The 12,721-nt window shown below is 69.0% G+C and carries 15 protein-coding genes; 12 read left to right on the forward strand and 3 right to left on the reverse strand.

What is annotated here, in order from left to right; genetic code table 11:
* Positions 1–79: 79 nt before the first annotated feature.
* Positions 80–670, forward strand: coding sequence for a class I SAM-dependent methyltransferase (locus tag NWFMUON74_RS07735; protein ID WP_187687267.1), 591 nt, complete (start codon positions 80–82; stop codon positions 668–670).
* 85 nt (positions 671–755) lie between these two features.
* On the opposite strand, the gene hisN is transcribed toward NWFMUON74_RS07735, so the two are convergent.
* From hisN to NWFMUON74_RS07750, 3 genes are all read right to left on the reverse strand, one after another.
* Positions 756–1,541 (reverse strand): histidinol-phosphatase, encoded by a 786-nt coding sequence (gene hisN, locus NWFMUON74_RS07740; RefSeq protein WP_187687268.1) that lies wholly within the window; start codon positions 1,539–1,541, stop codon positions 756–758.
* A 47-nt stretch (positions 1,542–1,588) separates the two neighbouring features.
* The gene (locus NWFMUON74_RS07745; protein ID WP_187687269.1) at positions 1,589–2,395 is read right to left on the reverse strand and encodes an SDR family oxidoreductase; all 807 of its coding nucleotides are present in this window, start codon (positions 2,393–2,395) and stop codon (positions 1,589–1,591) included.
* A gap of 147 nt (positions 2,396–2,542) precedes the next feature.
* A complete protein-coding gene (locus NWFMUON74_RS07750) occupies positions 2,543–3,130 on the reverse strand; it encodes an NADPH-dependent FMN reductase (RefSeq protein WP_187687270.1) in 588 nt (195 codons plus the stop codon).
* 198 nt (positions 3,131–3,328) lie between these two features.
* Between NWFMUON74_RS07750 and NWFMUON74_RS07755 the strand changes: the two genes are divergently transcribed.
* From NWFMUON74_RS07755 to smpB, 11 genes are all read left to right on the forward strand, one after another.
* Positions 3,329–4,186 (forward strand): helix-turn-helix domain-containing protein, encoded by an 858-nt coding sequence (locus tag NWFMUON74_RS07755; RefSeq protein WP_187687271.1) that lies wholly within the window; start codon positions 3,329–3,331, stop codon positions 4,184–4,186.
* Between the two features lie 71 nt (positions 4,187–4,257).
* A complete protein-coding gene (gene prfB / locus NWFMUON74_RS07760) occupies positions 4,258–5,376 on the forward strand; it encodes a peptide chain release factor 2 (RefSeq protein ID WP_187687272.1) in 1,119 nt (372 codons plus the stop codon).
* Positions 5,377–5,520: 144 nt separating this feature from the next.
* A complete protein-coding gene (locus NWFMUON74_RS07765) occupies positions 5,521–6,372 on the forward strand; it encodes a mechanosensitive ion channel family protein (protein ID WP_187687273.1) in 852 nt (283 codons plus the stop codon).
* Positions 6,359–6,517: an Rv3103c transmembrane domain-containing protein gene (locus NWFMUON74_RS07770; RefSeq protein ID WP_187689630.1), complete on the forward strand. Its 159-nt coding sequence runs from the start codon at positions 6,359–6,361 to the stop codon at positions 6,515–6,517. The genes NWFMUON74_RS07765 and NWFMUON74_RS07770 overlap by 14 nt, the downstream gene beginning before the upstream one ends.
* 153 nt (positions 6,518–6,670) lie before the next feature.
* Positions 6,671–7,360, forward strand: coding sequence for a cell division ATP-binding protein FtsE (gene ftsE, locus NWFMUON74_RS07775; protein ID WP_187687274.1), 690 nt, complete (start codon positions 6,671–6,673; stop codon positions 7,358–7,360).
* Positions 7,360–8,265 carry a permease-like cell division protein FtsX gene (ftsX, locus tag NWFMUON74_RS07780; protein ID WP_187687275.1) on the forward strand — a complete coding sequence of 302 codons (906 nt, stop codon included), beginning with the start codon at positions 7,360–7,362 and terminating at the stop codon, positions 8,263–8,265. Before ftsE ends, ftsX begins: the two co-directional genes overlap by 1 nt.
* An 87-nt stretch (positions 8,266–8,352) precedes the next feature.
* Positions 8,353–10,521: a DNA helicase RecQ gene (gene recQ / locus NWFMUON74_RS07785; protein WP_187687276.1), complete on the forward strand. Its 2,169-nt coding sequence runs from the start codon at positions 8,353–8,355 to the stop codon at positions 10,519–10,521.
* A 56-nt stretch (positions 10,522–10,577) separates the two neighbouring features.
* Positions 10,578–10,832 (forward strand): WLR motif membrane protein, encoded by a 255-nt coding sequence (locus tag NWFMUON74_RS07790; RefSeq protein WP_187687277.1) that lies wholly within the window; start codon positions 10,578–10,580, stop codon positions 10,830–10,832.
* 79 nt (positions 10,833–10,911) lie between these two features.
* The gene (locus NWFMUON74_RS07795) at positions 10,912–11,157 is read left to right on the forward strand and encodes a WLR motif membrane protein (protein ID WP_187687278.1); all 246 of its coding nucleotides are present in this window, start codon (positions 10,912–10,914) and stop codon (positions 11,155–11,157) included.
* 304 nt (positions 11,158–11,461) lie between these two features.
* Entirely contained in the window at positions 11,462–12,109 is a 648-nt protein-coding gene (locus NWFMUON74_RS07800; RefSeq protein ID WP_187687279.1) for a slipin family protein, read from the forward strand.
* Positions 12,110–12,217: 108 nt separating this feature from the next.
* Positions 12,218–12,691: an SsrA-binding protein SmpB gene (gene smpB / locus NWFMUON74_RS07805; RefSeq protein ID WP_187687280.1), complete on the forward strand. Its 474-nt coding sequence runs from the start codon at positions 12,218–12,220 to the stop codon at positions 12,689–12,691.
* Positions 12,692–12,721: the final 30 nt, after the last annotated feature.

A 12,721-nucleotide genomic window follows, 5' to 3' on the forward strand; every position in this document is an offset into this window, starting at 1 on the left:
CTCCAGAGTAAGAAAGGAGTCGAGCGGCAGCACACACAGAGCGATCTCCGCCACAGCTTCGTGCCGATAGTGTCGGTTGATGGGCCAGTTTCATTTCGATCCCGATACCTACGACGACCTGATGGCCGCGGAGGTTCCCGACTACGCCCGGCTGCAGGACGCGGTCCGCGACGCGACGATCGGAGTCGGCCGGGTCGGCCGGGTACTGGACCTGGGCACCGGCACCGGGGTCACTGCCCGCGGGGTGCTTCAGGTGCATGCCGGAGCGACCCTCGTCGGCGTGGACGCGAGCGCGGCGATGCTGGCCCACGCCCGCGCGGTGCTGCCGGTCGATGCCGAACTGCGCGTGGGCCGCCTGCAGGACCCGCTGCCGAACGGCCCGTTCGAACTGGCCGTCTCGGCGCTGGCGGTGCATCATCTGGACGGTCCGGGCAAGGCCGACCTGTTCCGCCGCGTGGCCCGCGAACTCGTGCCGGGCGGTCGATTCGTCCTGGGCGACTTGGTGATTCCCGAAGACCCCGCCGACGCCGTCACCCCGATCGACGGCGCCTACGACACCCCCAGCACCTCCCCCGACCAAGTGCGCTGGCTCAGCGAGGCAGGGTTTTCCGTCGAATTGGCCTGGGAGCACAAGGATCTCGCGGTCTTCGTGGGCGACCTGCCGAGCTGACGGATCGCCCGACCGGGCGGACTCGGCTCACGACCACGGCACGCCCTCGGCTCGGTGCGGGGCACCGCGGCCGGCGCGCTCCCGATCAGGGCCGCAGGCGGGTGAGAACTTCGTCGTGCAGGGTGCTGTTGGTGGCTACCGCGCTGCCACCGTGCGGGCCGTCGCTGCCGTCGAGAGCGGTGAAGCGCCCCCCGGCCTCGCGGACGAGGACATCCAGTGGGGCCAGGTCCCACAGCGATACCTCGGGTTCGGTGGCGATATCTACCGCGCCCTCGGCGAGCAGGCAATAGCCGAAGAAGTCGCCGTAGCCGCGAGTGCGCCACACCGCGTCGGTGAGATCGATGAGCCGGTCACGCAGGCCGAGATCGCGCCAACCGGAGAGGCTGGAGATGGCCAGGCTGGCGGCGCCGAGTTCGCGGACCGCCGATACCGCGATCGCCTTCGGCGGCCCCGACTCGAAACGAGTGAACGCGCCGGAACCGGTTGCGGCCCACCACCTTCGAGACAGCGCGGGCGCGCTCACCACGCCCACCACCGGTACACCGTCGACGAGCAACGCGATCAGCGACGCCCACACCGGTACGCCGCGCACGAAGTTCTTGGTGCCGTCGATCGGGTCGAGCACCCACTGCCGTCCGGTGAATTCGGCAGCGCCGCCGAACTCCTCGCCCAGCACGGCGTCGCCGGGGCGCTCGCGTTCGAGTTCGGCTCGCAGGGCGCGCTCCACCGCCAGATCCGCGTCGGACACCGGTGTCAGGTCCGGCTTGCTGTCGACCTTCAGATCCAAGGCTCCGAAGCGCGCGCGAGTGATCGTGTCGGCCGCGTCGGCCAGGCGCAGGGCGAGCTCGAGGTCCGCGGAGTGGTCGGTCACGCGGCACACGTTAGCCGGTGCCCGCGGCGGTGCGGGGTGGTGGTGGTCTACTGCGGAATCTGCCAGACCGCCGGCCAATCCCGGCCGCGGAAGGCGGCGTCGATGCCGCCGTCGCAGAACAGGACCGAGCCTACGAAGAACCCGGCCCGGTCGGACAGCAGGAAGCCCACCAGCTCCGCGATCTCCTCCGGCCGCCCGGCCCGGCCGATCGGCGTTGCCGCCAGGAAACCCTTCATACCCTCGCCGATGAGCGCGTCGTCGGCGCCCTCCCGGGTCATCGGCGTATCGATGATTCCCGGTGCGATGGCGTTGAGGCGGATGCCCTCCTTGATGTACTCGGCCGACCGCGTGCGGGCGTACCACGCCAGCGCCGCCTTGGTGGCCGGGTATGCCTGGATCGCGCCCAGGTCGCCGAACGACTCGGCGATGCCCCGGGCCCGCTGCTCGTCCCCGGCCAGGCAGGCGTCGGCGAGTTCGACGGGCCAACCCGGTTGCGTCGTAGTGGAATTCGACGACACCAGTACCACCGACGCGCTTCCCGCCGCGCGCAGCGACGGGCGCACGCCCTCCAGCAGTTCGACCGCGCCGAAATAGTTCACCGACACCAGCAGCCCGCCCGGCCGGCCGGTCGCCGCGGCCACTCCGGCGAAGGGCAGGAACCCGTCGAGCCGTCCCCCGCTGAGCCGGATGATCTCGGCGACCGCGTGCGCGCGCCCGTCGCCGGTCCCGAGGTCGGCCGTCACCTCGGCATCGCGCAGATCCACCCCGATCACCCGATGCCCGGCCGCGCCGAGATGCGCACTCACCGCCGCCCCGATACCCGACGCGCTCCCGGTCACCGCGAACGTGCTCATCCACCCTCCTCATCGACGGCCGAACCGCCATCAGATCACGCGCATCCCGAGCGCGCGACGCCTTGTCCGGTCAGTGGGTGCCGCACTTGCCACGCCGTTGCCGGGCGAGTAACCGCGCAGCCGCGGCGGGCTACCGGTGCGTTCCCCTCAGGCGGCGATCCGGGCCGCGGCCAATGCGGTTGCCCACCAGTGCAGTTGGTCGAGCATGGCGGTGGCGGCCGCCGCGGGGTCATCGGGGTCGGTCAGGTTGCCCTCGGCGTCGAACAGGAGGTAGTAGCGGGGGAACGACACGTAGTTGCGGACGGTGTGGGCGTTGAGTTCGTTGAACACCGAGCGCAGGTGCTCGATGGCGAGCAGGCCGCCGGTGAGGCCGCTGTAGCCGACGAAACCGATCGCCTTGCGGTCCCACTGGGTGAAGTGCCAGTCGATGGCGGTCTTCAGCGACGCCGGGTAGCTGCGGTTGATGTCCGGAGTCACGATCACGACGGCATCGGCGGCGTCGAGACTGCGGGTGAGTGCGGCCATCCCGGCCGGACGGGTCGGATTCGGATCCATCATCGGCGAGGTGGCGGGCAACGCGAGTGGCAGTTCCGCCTCGGCGAGATCGACCACGTCGACCTCGAACCCGCCGTGCTCGCGGGCCCGCTCGGCGAACCAGTTCGCGACCACCGGTCCGAACCGCCCGTCGCGGACGCTGGCGATGATCACGGCGAGCCGGGGAGTGTTGCTGGACATTCGAGTCTCCTTCACATGCGTTTGTCGCTTGTCACGACTCTGCTGTCCGCCGCGAAGGTCAGGGAGCCCGCTGTGAGAGTGGTAGTGGGAGGGATACCTTTCCGACCGCGATCGCTGTTAGCGTCGGATGCGGAAGGCGGTTTCACCGACCCGAGACCAGCGAGGTGTGTGATGCGGGCGAGAGGCTTGTGACAGGCCATGAGTGACAACGAACTCGGCCTGTTCCTGCGCACCCGGCGCGAGGCCGTGACACCCGCGGAAGTTGGGCTCCCCGCCGGTTCGCGGCGGCGCACCCCCGGACTGCGCCGCGCCGAACTCGCCACACTGGCCGGGGTCAGCGTCGAATACCTGATCCGACTGGAGCAGGGCCGCGATCGCCGCCCTTCGTCGGCGGTGCTCTCGGCGCTCGCCGATGCCCTGAACATGACACCCAGCCAGCGCGTGCACATGTACCGGCTGGTCAAGGGCGCGGATCCGGGGTTCCACTGCCTGGGCGGCGCCACCCCCAACCGCGTGGTGCGCCCCGCGGTGCAGGCCGTGCTGGACCAGCTCGAACCCGCACCCGCCGCCGTGCTCAACCGACTCGGCGAGGTACTGGCCTGCACCGACGGCTACCGCCAGGTCATGGGCCCGATCGGGCTGCTCGACGGCGGACTCCCGGCCAGCATTCCCCGCTACCTGTTCACCGACGAACGAGCTCGCGTGGCGTATCCGGACTGGGCGCACTGGGCCGACAAGGCGGTCGCGAACCTCAAAGAGGGCCCCTACCAATCGGATTCGCAGGTCAACGCCTTGGTCGAGGAGCTGACCGTCACCGTGGGCGTGGAGTTCACCGGCCGCATGGAACGCATCCCGGGCTTCGCCGACGCCAACGGCATCGCCCGCCTGAACCACCCGGAAGCCGGACCGCTGCGCTTCGCCTACGAGCGCCTGGACCTGTCGGCCGACGACGACCAGCATCTCCTGATCAGCCTCCCCGCCGACGCCGCCACCGCCGCCGCCCTGGATTCGCTGATCGGCCGCCGCCCGGGCGGCCTGCGGGCAGTCTCCGGTTGACTCCCGCACCACATCCGCGCTGACCTCGGCGTATTTCGCGCCACCGAGCGCGACCGGTAGATTGAACGATCGTGCATCCTGACGTTTCCGCTGATCTCGCCGAACTCGACACCACGCTGAAGACCGTCGAGTCGGTGCTCGACGTCGACGAGCTGCGCCGCCGGATCGACGAACTCGAACAGCAGGCCGCCGACCCGGACCTGTGGAACGACCAGGAGCACGCACAGCGGGTCACCAGCGAACTGTCGCATTCCCAGGGCGAACTGCGGCGCGTCACCGAATTGCGCCAGCGCCTGGAAGACCTGCCGGTGCTCTACGAACTCGCCGAGGGTGAGGAGGGCGAGGCCCGCACCGCCGCCCTGGCCGACGCCGACGCCGAACGCGCCGCTCTGCACACCGACGTCGAGGCGATGGAAGTCCGCACTCTGCTCTCGGGTGAGTACGACAAGCGCGAGGCGCTGGTCAACATCCGTTCCGGCGCCGGCGGTGTCGACGCCGCCGACTGGGCCCAGATGCTGATGCGCATGTACGTCCGCTGGGCGGAGCGGCACAAGTACCCGGTGGAGATCTACGACACCTCCTACGCCGAAGAAGCCGGAATCAAGAGCGCCACCTTCGCGGTGAAGGTGCCCTACGCCTACGGCACGCTCTCGGTCGAGATGGGCACACATCGCCTGGTTCGTATCAGCCCGTTCGACAACCAGGGCCGCCGCCAGACCTCGTTCGCCGAGGTCGAGGTGCTGCCCGTGGTCGAGACCACCGACCACATCGACGTGCCCGAGGGCGATATCCGCGTCGATGTCTACCGCTCGTCGGGCCCCGGCGGCCAGAGCGTCAACACCACCGACTCCGCGGTCCGCATCACGCACATCCCGACCGGCATCGTGGTCACCTGCCAGAACGAGAAATCGCAGCTGCAGAACAAGATCTCGGCGATGCGCGTGCTGCAGGCCAAACTCCTCGAGCGCAAGCGGCTCGAGGAGCGCGCGGAGATGGACGCGCTCAAGACCACCGAGGGCGCGTCGTGGGGCAACCAGATGCGCTCCTACGTGCTGCACCCCTACCAGATGGTCAAGGACCTGCGCACCAACTACGAGGTGAACAACCCCGGCTCGGTGCTCGACGGTGATATCGACGGATTCATCGAGGAAGGAATCCGCTGGCGGATGCGTCAGGGTGACGAACAGTAGGCCCGGAAATGCGGCGTACCTCGCTATCACGGTGCAATCACGACGTTTCGGGCAGCGCGAGCGCCGTAGTAGCCTGACGGGCGTGTATTTCGGTGGCAGCGTGATTCCTGGTGGTTTCCGGTTCGCGCCGGGAAGGACGGTCCGATGAGCGCCGACCTCGCCGCCGGCTCGGACATCACCAGCTGGCTGCGCAGCAGCGGGCTGGAGATCGTGCTGCTCGTCATCGGCGCGATGCTGTTCAGCCGGTTCGCGACCTTCGTCCGGGACCGGATCACCCGGCGCATCGACGCGGGATTCCAGAGCAGCGACTCGCTGGTCCGCTCGGAGGCGGCCAAGCACCGGCACGCGCTGGCGCAGGTCGTCACCTGGGTGGTGCTGTCCATCGGCTACTTCCTGGTGGCCCTGCAAGTGTTGCGGCGCTTGGGTTTCGAGCTCAGCGGCTTGGTCGCGCCGGCGGCGGTGCTCGGCGCCGCACTGGGTTTCGGCGCCCAGCGCATCGTGCAGGACCTGCTGGCCGGGTTCTTCCTGATCACCGAGCGGCAGTACGGATTCGGCGATGTGGTGAGCATCGCGGTCACCGGGCAGACCACGCCCGCCGAAGGCACGGTCGAGGACGTCACGTTGCGGATCACCACCCTGCGCAACGTCGACGGCGAGGTGATCACGGTGCCCAACGGCCAGATCGTGAAAGTGACCAACCTGTCCAAGGATTGGGCGCGCGCGGCGATCGATGTGCCGGTGCCGGCGACCGCCGACATCACCAGGGTCAACGAGATCCTGCACGAGGTGGGCGCCAAGGCGTTCCAGGATCGGCGGCTCAAGACGCTGCTGCTGGACGAGCCGACGGTGATGGGCCTCGAGGACCTCACGGTCGATCAGATGAACATCAGAATGGTTGCCAGGACCTTGCCGGGCAAGCAATTCGAGGTAGGGCGCGAGCTGCGGGTGCGGGTGGCCGCGGCGCTGCGCCGGGAGGGTATGAGTGAAACCGCGTAAGTCCACGGCGATCCTCATCACCGTCTGGATCGCCACGTTCGTCCTGTATGTCTTCGTCAAACCGGCCACTCCGGAGCATTCCGGCTTCACGCCGATCGCGAATACCATTCCGAAATCGGTCGTTTCGACACCGGCGGACAAGTGACGCGAATGTGACAGCGATCGCGGGGCCGGTCGCGGCCGTGCCTGTTGACGGCGTATTTCCGCCGTCGGCGTGGTTGTGCGGGGTGACGTCACCGGGCGCGCCGCAAAATGCCGCGGGCGAATGCCCGTTCTTCGCTGGCTACACTGGCTGCTCGTGATAACCCTGCGGAACGTCACCAAGTCCTTCCCGACCTCCACGAGGCCGGCGTTGGACAATGTCTCGGTCGAGATCGACAAGGGCGAGTTCGTCTTCATCATCGGGCCGTCCGGTTCGGGTAAGTCGACGTTCATGCAGCTGTTGCTCAAGGACGAGAAGCCGTCGGCCGGTGAGGTGCACGTCGCCGATTTCCGGGTGGACCGGCTGCCTGGGCGCAAGGTGCCCAAACTGCGCCAGCGCATCGGGTGCGTGTTCCAGGACTTCCGGCTGCTGCAGCAGAAGACGGTGGAACAGAACGTGGCCTTCGCGCTCGAGGTGATCGGCAAGAATCGCAAGTTCATCCAACGCGCGGTTCCGGAGGCGCTGGACCTGGTGGGCCTGTCCGGCAAGGCCGACCGGCTGCCCAGCGAGCTGTCCGGCGGTGAGCAGCAGCGGGTCGCCATCGCGCGGGCGTTCGTGAACCGGCCGCTGGTGCTGCTGGCCGACGAACCCACCGGCAACCTCGACCCGGACACCAGTCAGGACATCATGATGTTGCTGGAACGGATCAACCGCGTCGGCACCACGGTGCTGATGGCGACCCACGACAATCACATCGTCGACGCGATGCGCCGGCGCGTGGTCGAGTTGGACCGGGGAAGGCTGGTGCGCGACGAGGCGACCGGCGTGTACGGGGTGGGCCGGTAATGCGCGCGAGCTTCCTGTTCGGCGAGGTCTTCAACGGCCTGCGCCGCAACGTCACCATGACCATCGCCATGATCCTCACCACCGCGGTGTCGCTGACCATGCTCGGCGGCGGCCTGCTCGCGGTGCGGATGGCGGACAAGACCGAGCAGTACTTCCTGGACCGGCTCGAGGTGCGGCTGTATCTGACCGAAGAGGTCTCCGCCGGCGACCGGGACTGCTCGCAGGATCCGTGCAAGACGCTGATGGCGGATCTGAAGCGGACCTCGGGCGTCGTCTCGGTGCAGTTCCTCAGCCGCGACGACGCCATTCGCGAGGCCAAGGAGAAGACCTTCAAGGACCAGCCGGAGCTGGCGGCCTACGTGAGCGAGTCGCCGCTGCCGGCCTCGCTGCGGGTGAAGATGGCCGACGCGGGTGAGTACCCGCGCATCTTCCAGGAGTTCCAGGGCCGCGAGGGCGTCGGTTTCGTCCGCAACGACAAGGACATCGTGGACCGGCTGGTGAGCCTGTTCGACGGCCTGCGCAACGCGGCGTTCGGCCTGGCGGTGCTGCAGGCGCTGGCGGCGCTGCTGCTGATCGCGAACATGGTGCAGATCGCGGCGTTCACCCGCCGCACCGAGGTCGGCATCATGCGACTGGTCGGCGCCACGCGCTGGTACACGCAGTTGCCGTTCCTGCTGGAGGCGGTGGTGGCGGCGCTGGCCGGTTCGGTGCTCGCGGTGATCGGCCTGCTCATCTCCCGGCCGCTGGTCATCGATCGCGCGCTCGGAGATCTGTTCGCCTCCAAGGTGTTTCCCCGGATCACCGGCGACGACATCGCCATCGTGACCATGACGATCGTGCCGGTGGGCATCGTGTTCGCGGCTCTCACCGCGTACGGCACGCTGCGGTACTACGTGCGGGAGTAGGGGGCGGTCCCGCCGCAGGGCGTGCGTGAACCGGTACGGGGTGCGGGAGTTCGGATCCCGGTCGCGTTGTCGGCGGAGATCCGTAGGATGGCCTGCGTGAGTTCCCCCGAGACGCTCGAGACGGTGGTCGACCAGCCCGCTGCGGGCACGAATTCCGATGCGGCGCATGAGGTTCTGCGGCGCGTGTTCGGATACGAGAGCTTCCGGGGGCTACAGGCCGACATCGTCGGGCAGGTGGTCTCCGGCGGCGACGCGCTCGTACTGATGCCCACCGGCGGCGGCAAATCGCTGTGCTATCAGATTCCGGCGCTGGTGCGGCCCGGGGTCGGCGTGGTGATCTCCCCGCTGATCGCGCTGATGCAGGACCAGGTCGATGCGCTCAACGCACTGGGGGTGCGGGCCGGGTTCCTCAACTCCACCCAGTTCCCCGACCAACGGCGCGCGATGGAGGCGCAATTCGTCGCCGGAGAACTGGATCTGCTGTATCTGGCCCCCGAGCGGTTGCGCATCGACTCCACGCTGCAACTGCTGGATCGGGCCGAGGTTTCGGTGTTCGCCATCGACGAGGCGCACTGTGTCTCGCAGTGGGGCCACGATTTCCGGCCCGACTACCTGTCGCTGTCGGTCCTGCACGAGCGCTGGCCCGACGTCCCGCGCATCGCGCTGACCGCGACCGCCACCGAGGCCACCCGCAAGGAGATCGCCGAGCGGCTCGATCTCACCGCCGCGAAGCATTTCGTCGCGGGCTTCGACCGCCCCAATATCCAGTACCGCATCGAGCCGAAGAACCGTCCCGATCAGCAGCTGTTGAGCTTCATCAGCGGCGAGTACCCGGGCGAGGCGGGCATCGTCTACTGCCTGTCGCGCAATTCGGTGGAGAAGACCGCGGAGTTCCTGAGCCGCAACGGTATCGAGGCACTGCCGTACCACGCCGGGCTGGACGCGCGGGTGCGCGCGGCGAATCAGGCGCGGTTCCTGCGCGAGGACGGCCTGGTCATGGTCGCCACCATCGCCTTCGGCATGGGCATCGACAAACCCGACGTGCGTTTCGTCGCCCACCTCGACCTGCCCAAGTCGGTCGAGGGCTACTACCAGGAGACGGGCCGTGCCGGGCGCGACGGGCTGCCCTCCACCGCGTGGATGGTCTACGGCCTCAACGACGTGGTGCAGCAGCGCAAGCTGATCGACAATTCCGAGGGCGACGCCGCGCACCGCCGCCAGCTGCAACTGCACCTGGACGCCATGCTCGCGCTGTGCGAGACGGTGCAGTGCCGCCGCACCCAGCTGCTGGCCTACTTCGGCCAGCGCGGTGAGCCCTGCGGCAACTGCGACACCTGCCTGAATCCGCCGGAATCCTGGGACGGCACCGTCGCCGCGCAGAAGGTGCTCTCCACGGTGCTGCGGCTGAAGCGGGAGCGGGGGCAGAGCTTCGGCGCGGGCCACATCGCCGACATCCTGGTCGGCAAGGCCAACCCGAAGGTGTTGCAGCACAACCACAACGAACTCAAGGTGTTCGGCGTCGGTGCCGAGCTGCGCGACACCGAATGGCGCGGGGTGATCCGGCAGCTGCTCGCACAGGCACTGCTGGCCGTGCACGGCGAGTACGGCGTGCTCACCCTCACCGAGGCCAGCAACGAGGTGCTGTTCTCGGGGCGCAAGGTGCTGCTGCGCCGCGAGCCCGAGCGGGCGAAGGCCGCGAAAGCCCCGCGCGCCAAGACATCCCGCATGGCCGCCGCCGACCTGGCGCCGGGCGATGCCGACCTGTTCGAACGGCTGCGCGCCTGGCGCGCGGCGGTCGCCAAGGAACAGGGTGTTCCGGCCTACGTCGTCTTCCACGACGCGACGCTGCGCGAGATCGCCGCCCGCAAACCCGCCGACCTCGCCGGACTCGGCGCGATCAGCGGCATCGGCGAGAACAAGCGAGCCAAGTACGGGGAGGGAGTGCTTGAGGTGGTGGCGGGTGGCGCGGCGTCGCCGGTGTCGGCCGCGGAGTCGCCTACTGCACAGGCTGCCGGTTCGCCGTCGAGCACGCGGTCGCGCGCGCGCAGTGCCTCCGCACCCCGGGCGTCGTCGGCCGACAGGCAGAATCCGCAGCGCCTGCGAGATCCCGAACCGCATCCCGTACGGGGCCTGGAACCGCATCCCGTGCGGGACCAGGAACCGCTGCCCGTGTGGGACCAGGAACCGCCACCCGAGTGGGACCAGGGACCGCCGCCCGAGTGGGACCACGAACCGCCGCCCGACGAAAGGTACTGAGGGCCGAGGAGCCGGGCCGCGTTTATCCCCGGCCCGAACCTGGGTACCGTTCGGGTATGGCACCCGGTGACGACGACGCGGTCCACGGGGACGGTGTTTCCCCCAGTCGAAGTGCCCTGGCACCCTCGGAGAACACGGTTCGGATCGCGCCGTCGGAGCCGCAGGTAGCCGGGACCGCGTCGGCGCGCACGTCGCGGTGGAGCCGTTTGTGGCGGCAGCGGCTGGGTCGTCTGCGGGTTTCGACCATGGTGCTGGTCTCGGTGTGGGTGGCCGTGCTGGTTCTCTATCTGCAGGTCCGGCCGGGAGGCTAGGGAGGTGCCGCCGATGCCGACGACATACCGACTGCCCGAAACGCTCGCTTTGCGCGGGCGGGGCGGATAACGTGCCGCCATGACGCACGACCAGGGTGGCGGCGATCGTTCCGATCAGTCTTCCGATTCCGGTTCGGGCTCCGGTTCCGGTGACGCGCCCGATGCCGCGCGGGGACAGGTCGGCCGAGTCACCGAAGGCACCGTCGAGGCCGGTTGGCTGCGCCCGCACGCCCGGCGGGCGCTGGGACGTCCGCGGGTATCGACGATCATCCTGATCGTGCTGTGGATCGCGGTGTTCGTTCTCTACCTCCAGGTGCACACGTAGCGCGCGGCGGAAATTCGCTCGCGCATCGGAGCCCGGTTCTCTACCGTTGACCTCGGTCGCCATCAAGGGGCGCACCGGAATCTCCGGCCCGCGTTCCCCGTGTCGGTGCGGCCACGCCATTCAGGTTGGCGCAGACACCAAGTCTGTTGGGGTTCGATTCCTCTACCAGCGGTGCGTCCTGTCCGGTCGCATGCGGTGCCGCGGCCCTGCGGGCACTCCGTCGCGACGGAGCGCGCCCCCGCCGCGCTGCCGTGGCCGGACCGGACGTATTCGCGAATGTTCATGCGGGGGAAGGAGTTTCGTGATGTTCACGACCGTGATGGAGTGGCAGCGCACGCTGCTGTACCGCGACGGCAAGCTCGAGAAGGTGCTCGAGCCGGGCCGGCACCGCTACGACCAGCGCCGGTGCACGCTGGTCGCGGTCGATATGCGCCCGCGTCAGCTGCAGGTGTCCGGGCAGGAACTCCTCACCCGCGACGGTCTGTCGCTGCGGGTCAGCTTCGCGGTGAACTGGGTGGTCACCGATCCGCTCGCGTTCACCACCGGCGCGCAGTACTCGGAGTCGGTACTGTACGCGGCGGTCCAGGAGACCGCGCGGGACAAGGTCGCCGCGCACACCCTCGACGAACTGGTCGCCGACCGCGGTCTGCTGGCGGGGGCCGACGAGGTGGCCGCCGCGGTCGCCGACCTCGGCATCCGGGTGTCGAGCGTGCGCGCCCGCGACCTGATGCTGCCGGGTGAGCTGCGCAAGGCGGCACTGGAGACGGTGCTCGCCAAGGAGCGCGGCCGGGCCGACCTGGAGCGGGCCCGCGCCGAGGCGGCCGCGCTGCGGTCGCTCGCCAACACCGCGCGGCTGCTGGAGGAGAACCCGTCGCTGCTGCGGCTGCGAACCCTCCAGGTCGCGGCGACCCCGGGCACTCAGGTGGTACTCGACCCGCGCGACCGGGCTTGAGCTTCGGGCACAACTGTCCGGCGACGCACCGCGTCGCCGGGCGGTGCCGTGCGCCCGGAGCGAACGCGCGGAATATTCGATTGCCCGCGGCCATTACTGTCTAACGCTATGAAGGAGCAGGGGCGAAAGGTGATCGCCACGAACCGCAAGGCGCGGCACAACTACACGATCCTGGAGACGTTCGAGGCCGGGGTCGCGCTGGTCGGTACCGAGGTGAAGAGCCTGCGTGAGGGCAAGGCGTCGCTGGTCGACGCCTATGCCACCATCGATGACGGCGAAGTGTGGCTGCGCGGTCTGCACATCCCCGAGTACGGGCACGGCACCTGGACCAACCATGCCCCGCGCCGCACGCGCAAGCTACTGCTGCACCGCCGCGAGATCGACAAGCTGACCGGCAAGACCAAGGAGAGTTCGCAGACCTTGGTCCCGCTGTCGATGTACTTCTCCGACGGCAAGGTCAAGGTGGAGCTGGCGCTGGCCAAGGGCAAGCAGGACTACGACAAGCGTCAGGACCTGGCCCGGCGCACCGCCGAGCGGGAGGTGACCCGCGAACTGGGCCGGCGCATCAAGGGCATGCGGTGACGCGGGAATGTCCGACTGAGCGGCAGTGTT

The organism is Nocardia wallacei (assembly GCF_014466955.1).
GTDB lineage: Bacteria > Actinomycetota > Actinomycetes > Mycobacteriales > Mycobacteriaceae > Nocardia > Nocardia wallacei.

Coding starts and splice junctions, on each gene's coding strand:
- NWFMUON74_RS07800 (WP_187687279.1), top strand. CDS start 11,462: ATGTTCACGACCGTGATGGAGTGGCAGCGCACGCTGCTGTACCGCGAC.
- NWFMUON74_RS07755 (WP_187687271.1), top strand. CDS start 3,329: ATGAGTGACAACGAACTCGGCCTGTTCCTGCGCACCCGGCGCGAGGCC.
- recQ (WP_187687276.1), top strand. CDS start 8,353: ATGGCCTGCGTGAGTTCCCCCGAGACGCTCGAGACGGTGGTCGACCAG.
- smpB (WP_187687280.1), top strand. CDS start 12,218: ATGAAGGAGCAGGGGCGAAAGGTGATCGCCACGAACCGCAAGGCGCGG.
- NWFMUON74_RS07790 (WP_187687277.1), top strand. CDS start 10,578: ATGGCACCCGGTGACGACGACGCGGTCCACGGGGACGGTGTTTCCCCC.
- NWFMUON74_RS07795 (WP_187687278.1), top strand. CDS start 10,912: ATGACGCACGACCAGGGTGGCGGCGATCGTTCCGATCAGTCTTCCGAT.
- NWFMUON74_RS07765 (WP_187687273.1), top strand. CDS start 5,521: ATGAGCGCCGACCTCGCCGCCGGCTCGGACATCACCAGCTGGCTGCGC.
- NWFMUON74_RS07745 (WP_187687269.1), bottom strand. CDS start 2,395: ATGAGCACGTTCGCGGTGACCGGGAGCGCGTCGGGTATCGGGGCGGCG.
- NWFMUON74_RS07750 (WP_187687270.1), bottom strand. CDS start 3,130: ATGTCCAGCAACACTCCCCGGCTCGCCGTGATCATCGCCAGCGTCCGC.
- NWFMUON74_RS07735 (WP_187687267.1), top strand. CDS start 80: ATGGGCCAGTTTCATTTCGATCCCGATACCTACGACGACCTGATGGCC.
- ftsX (WP_187687275.1), top strand. CDS start 7,360: ATGCGCGCGAGCTTCCTGTTCGGCGAGGTCTTCAACGGCCTGCGCCGC.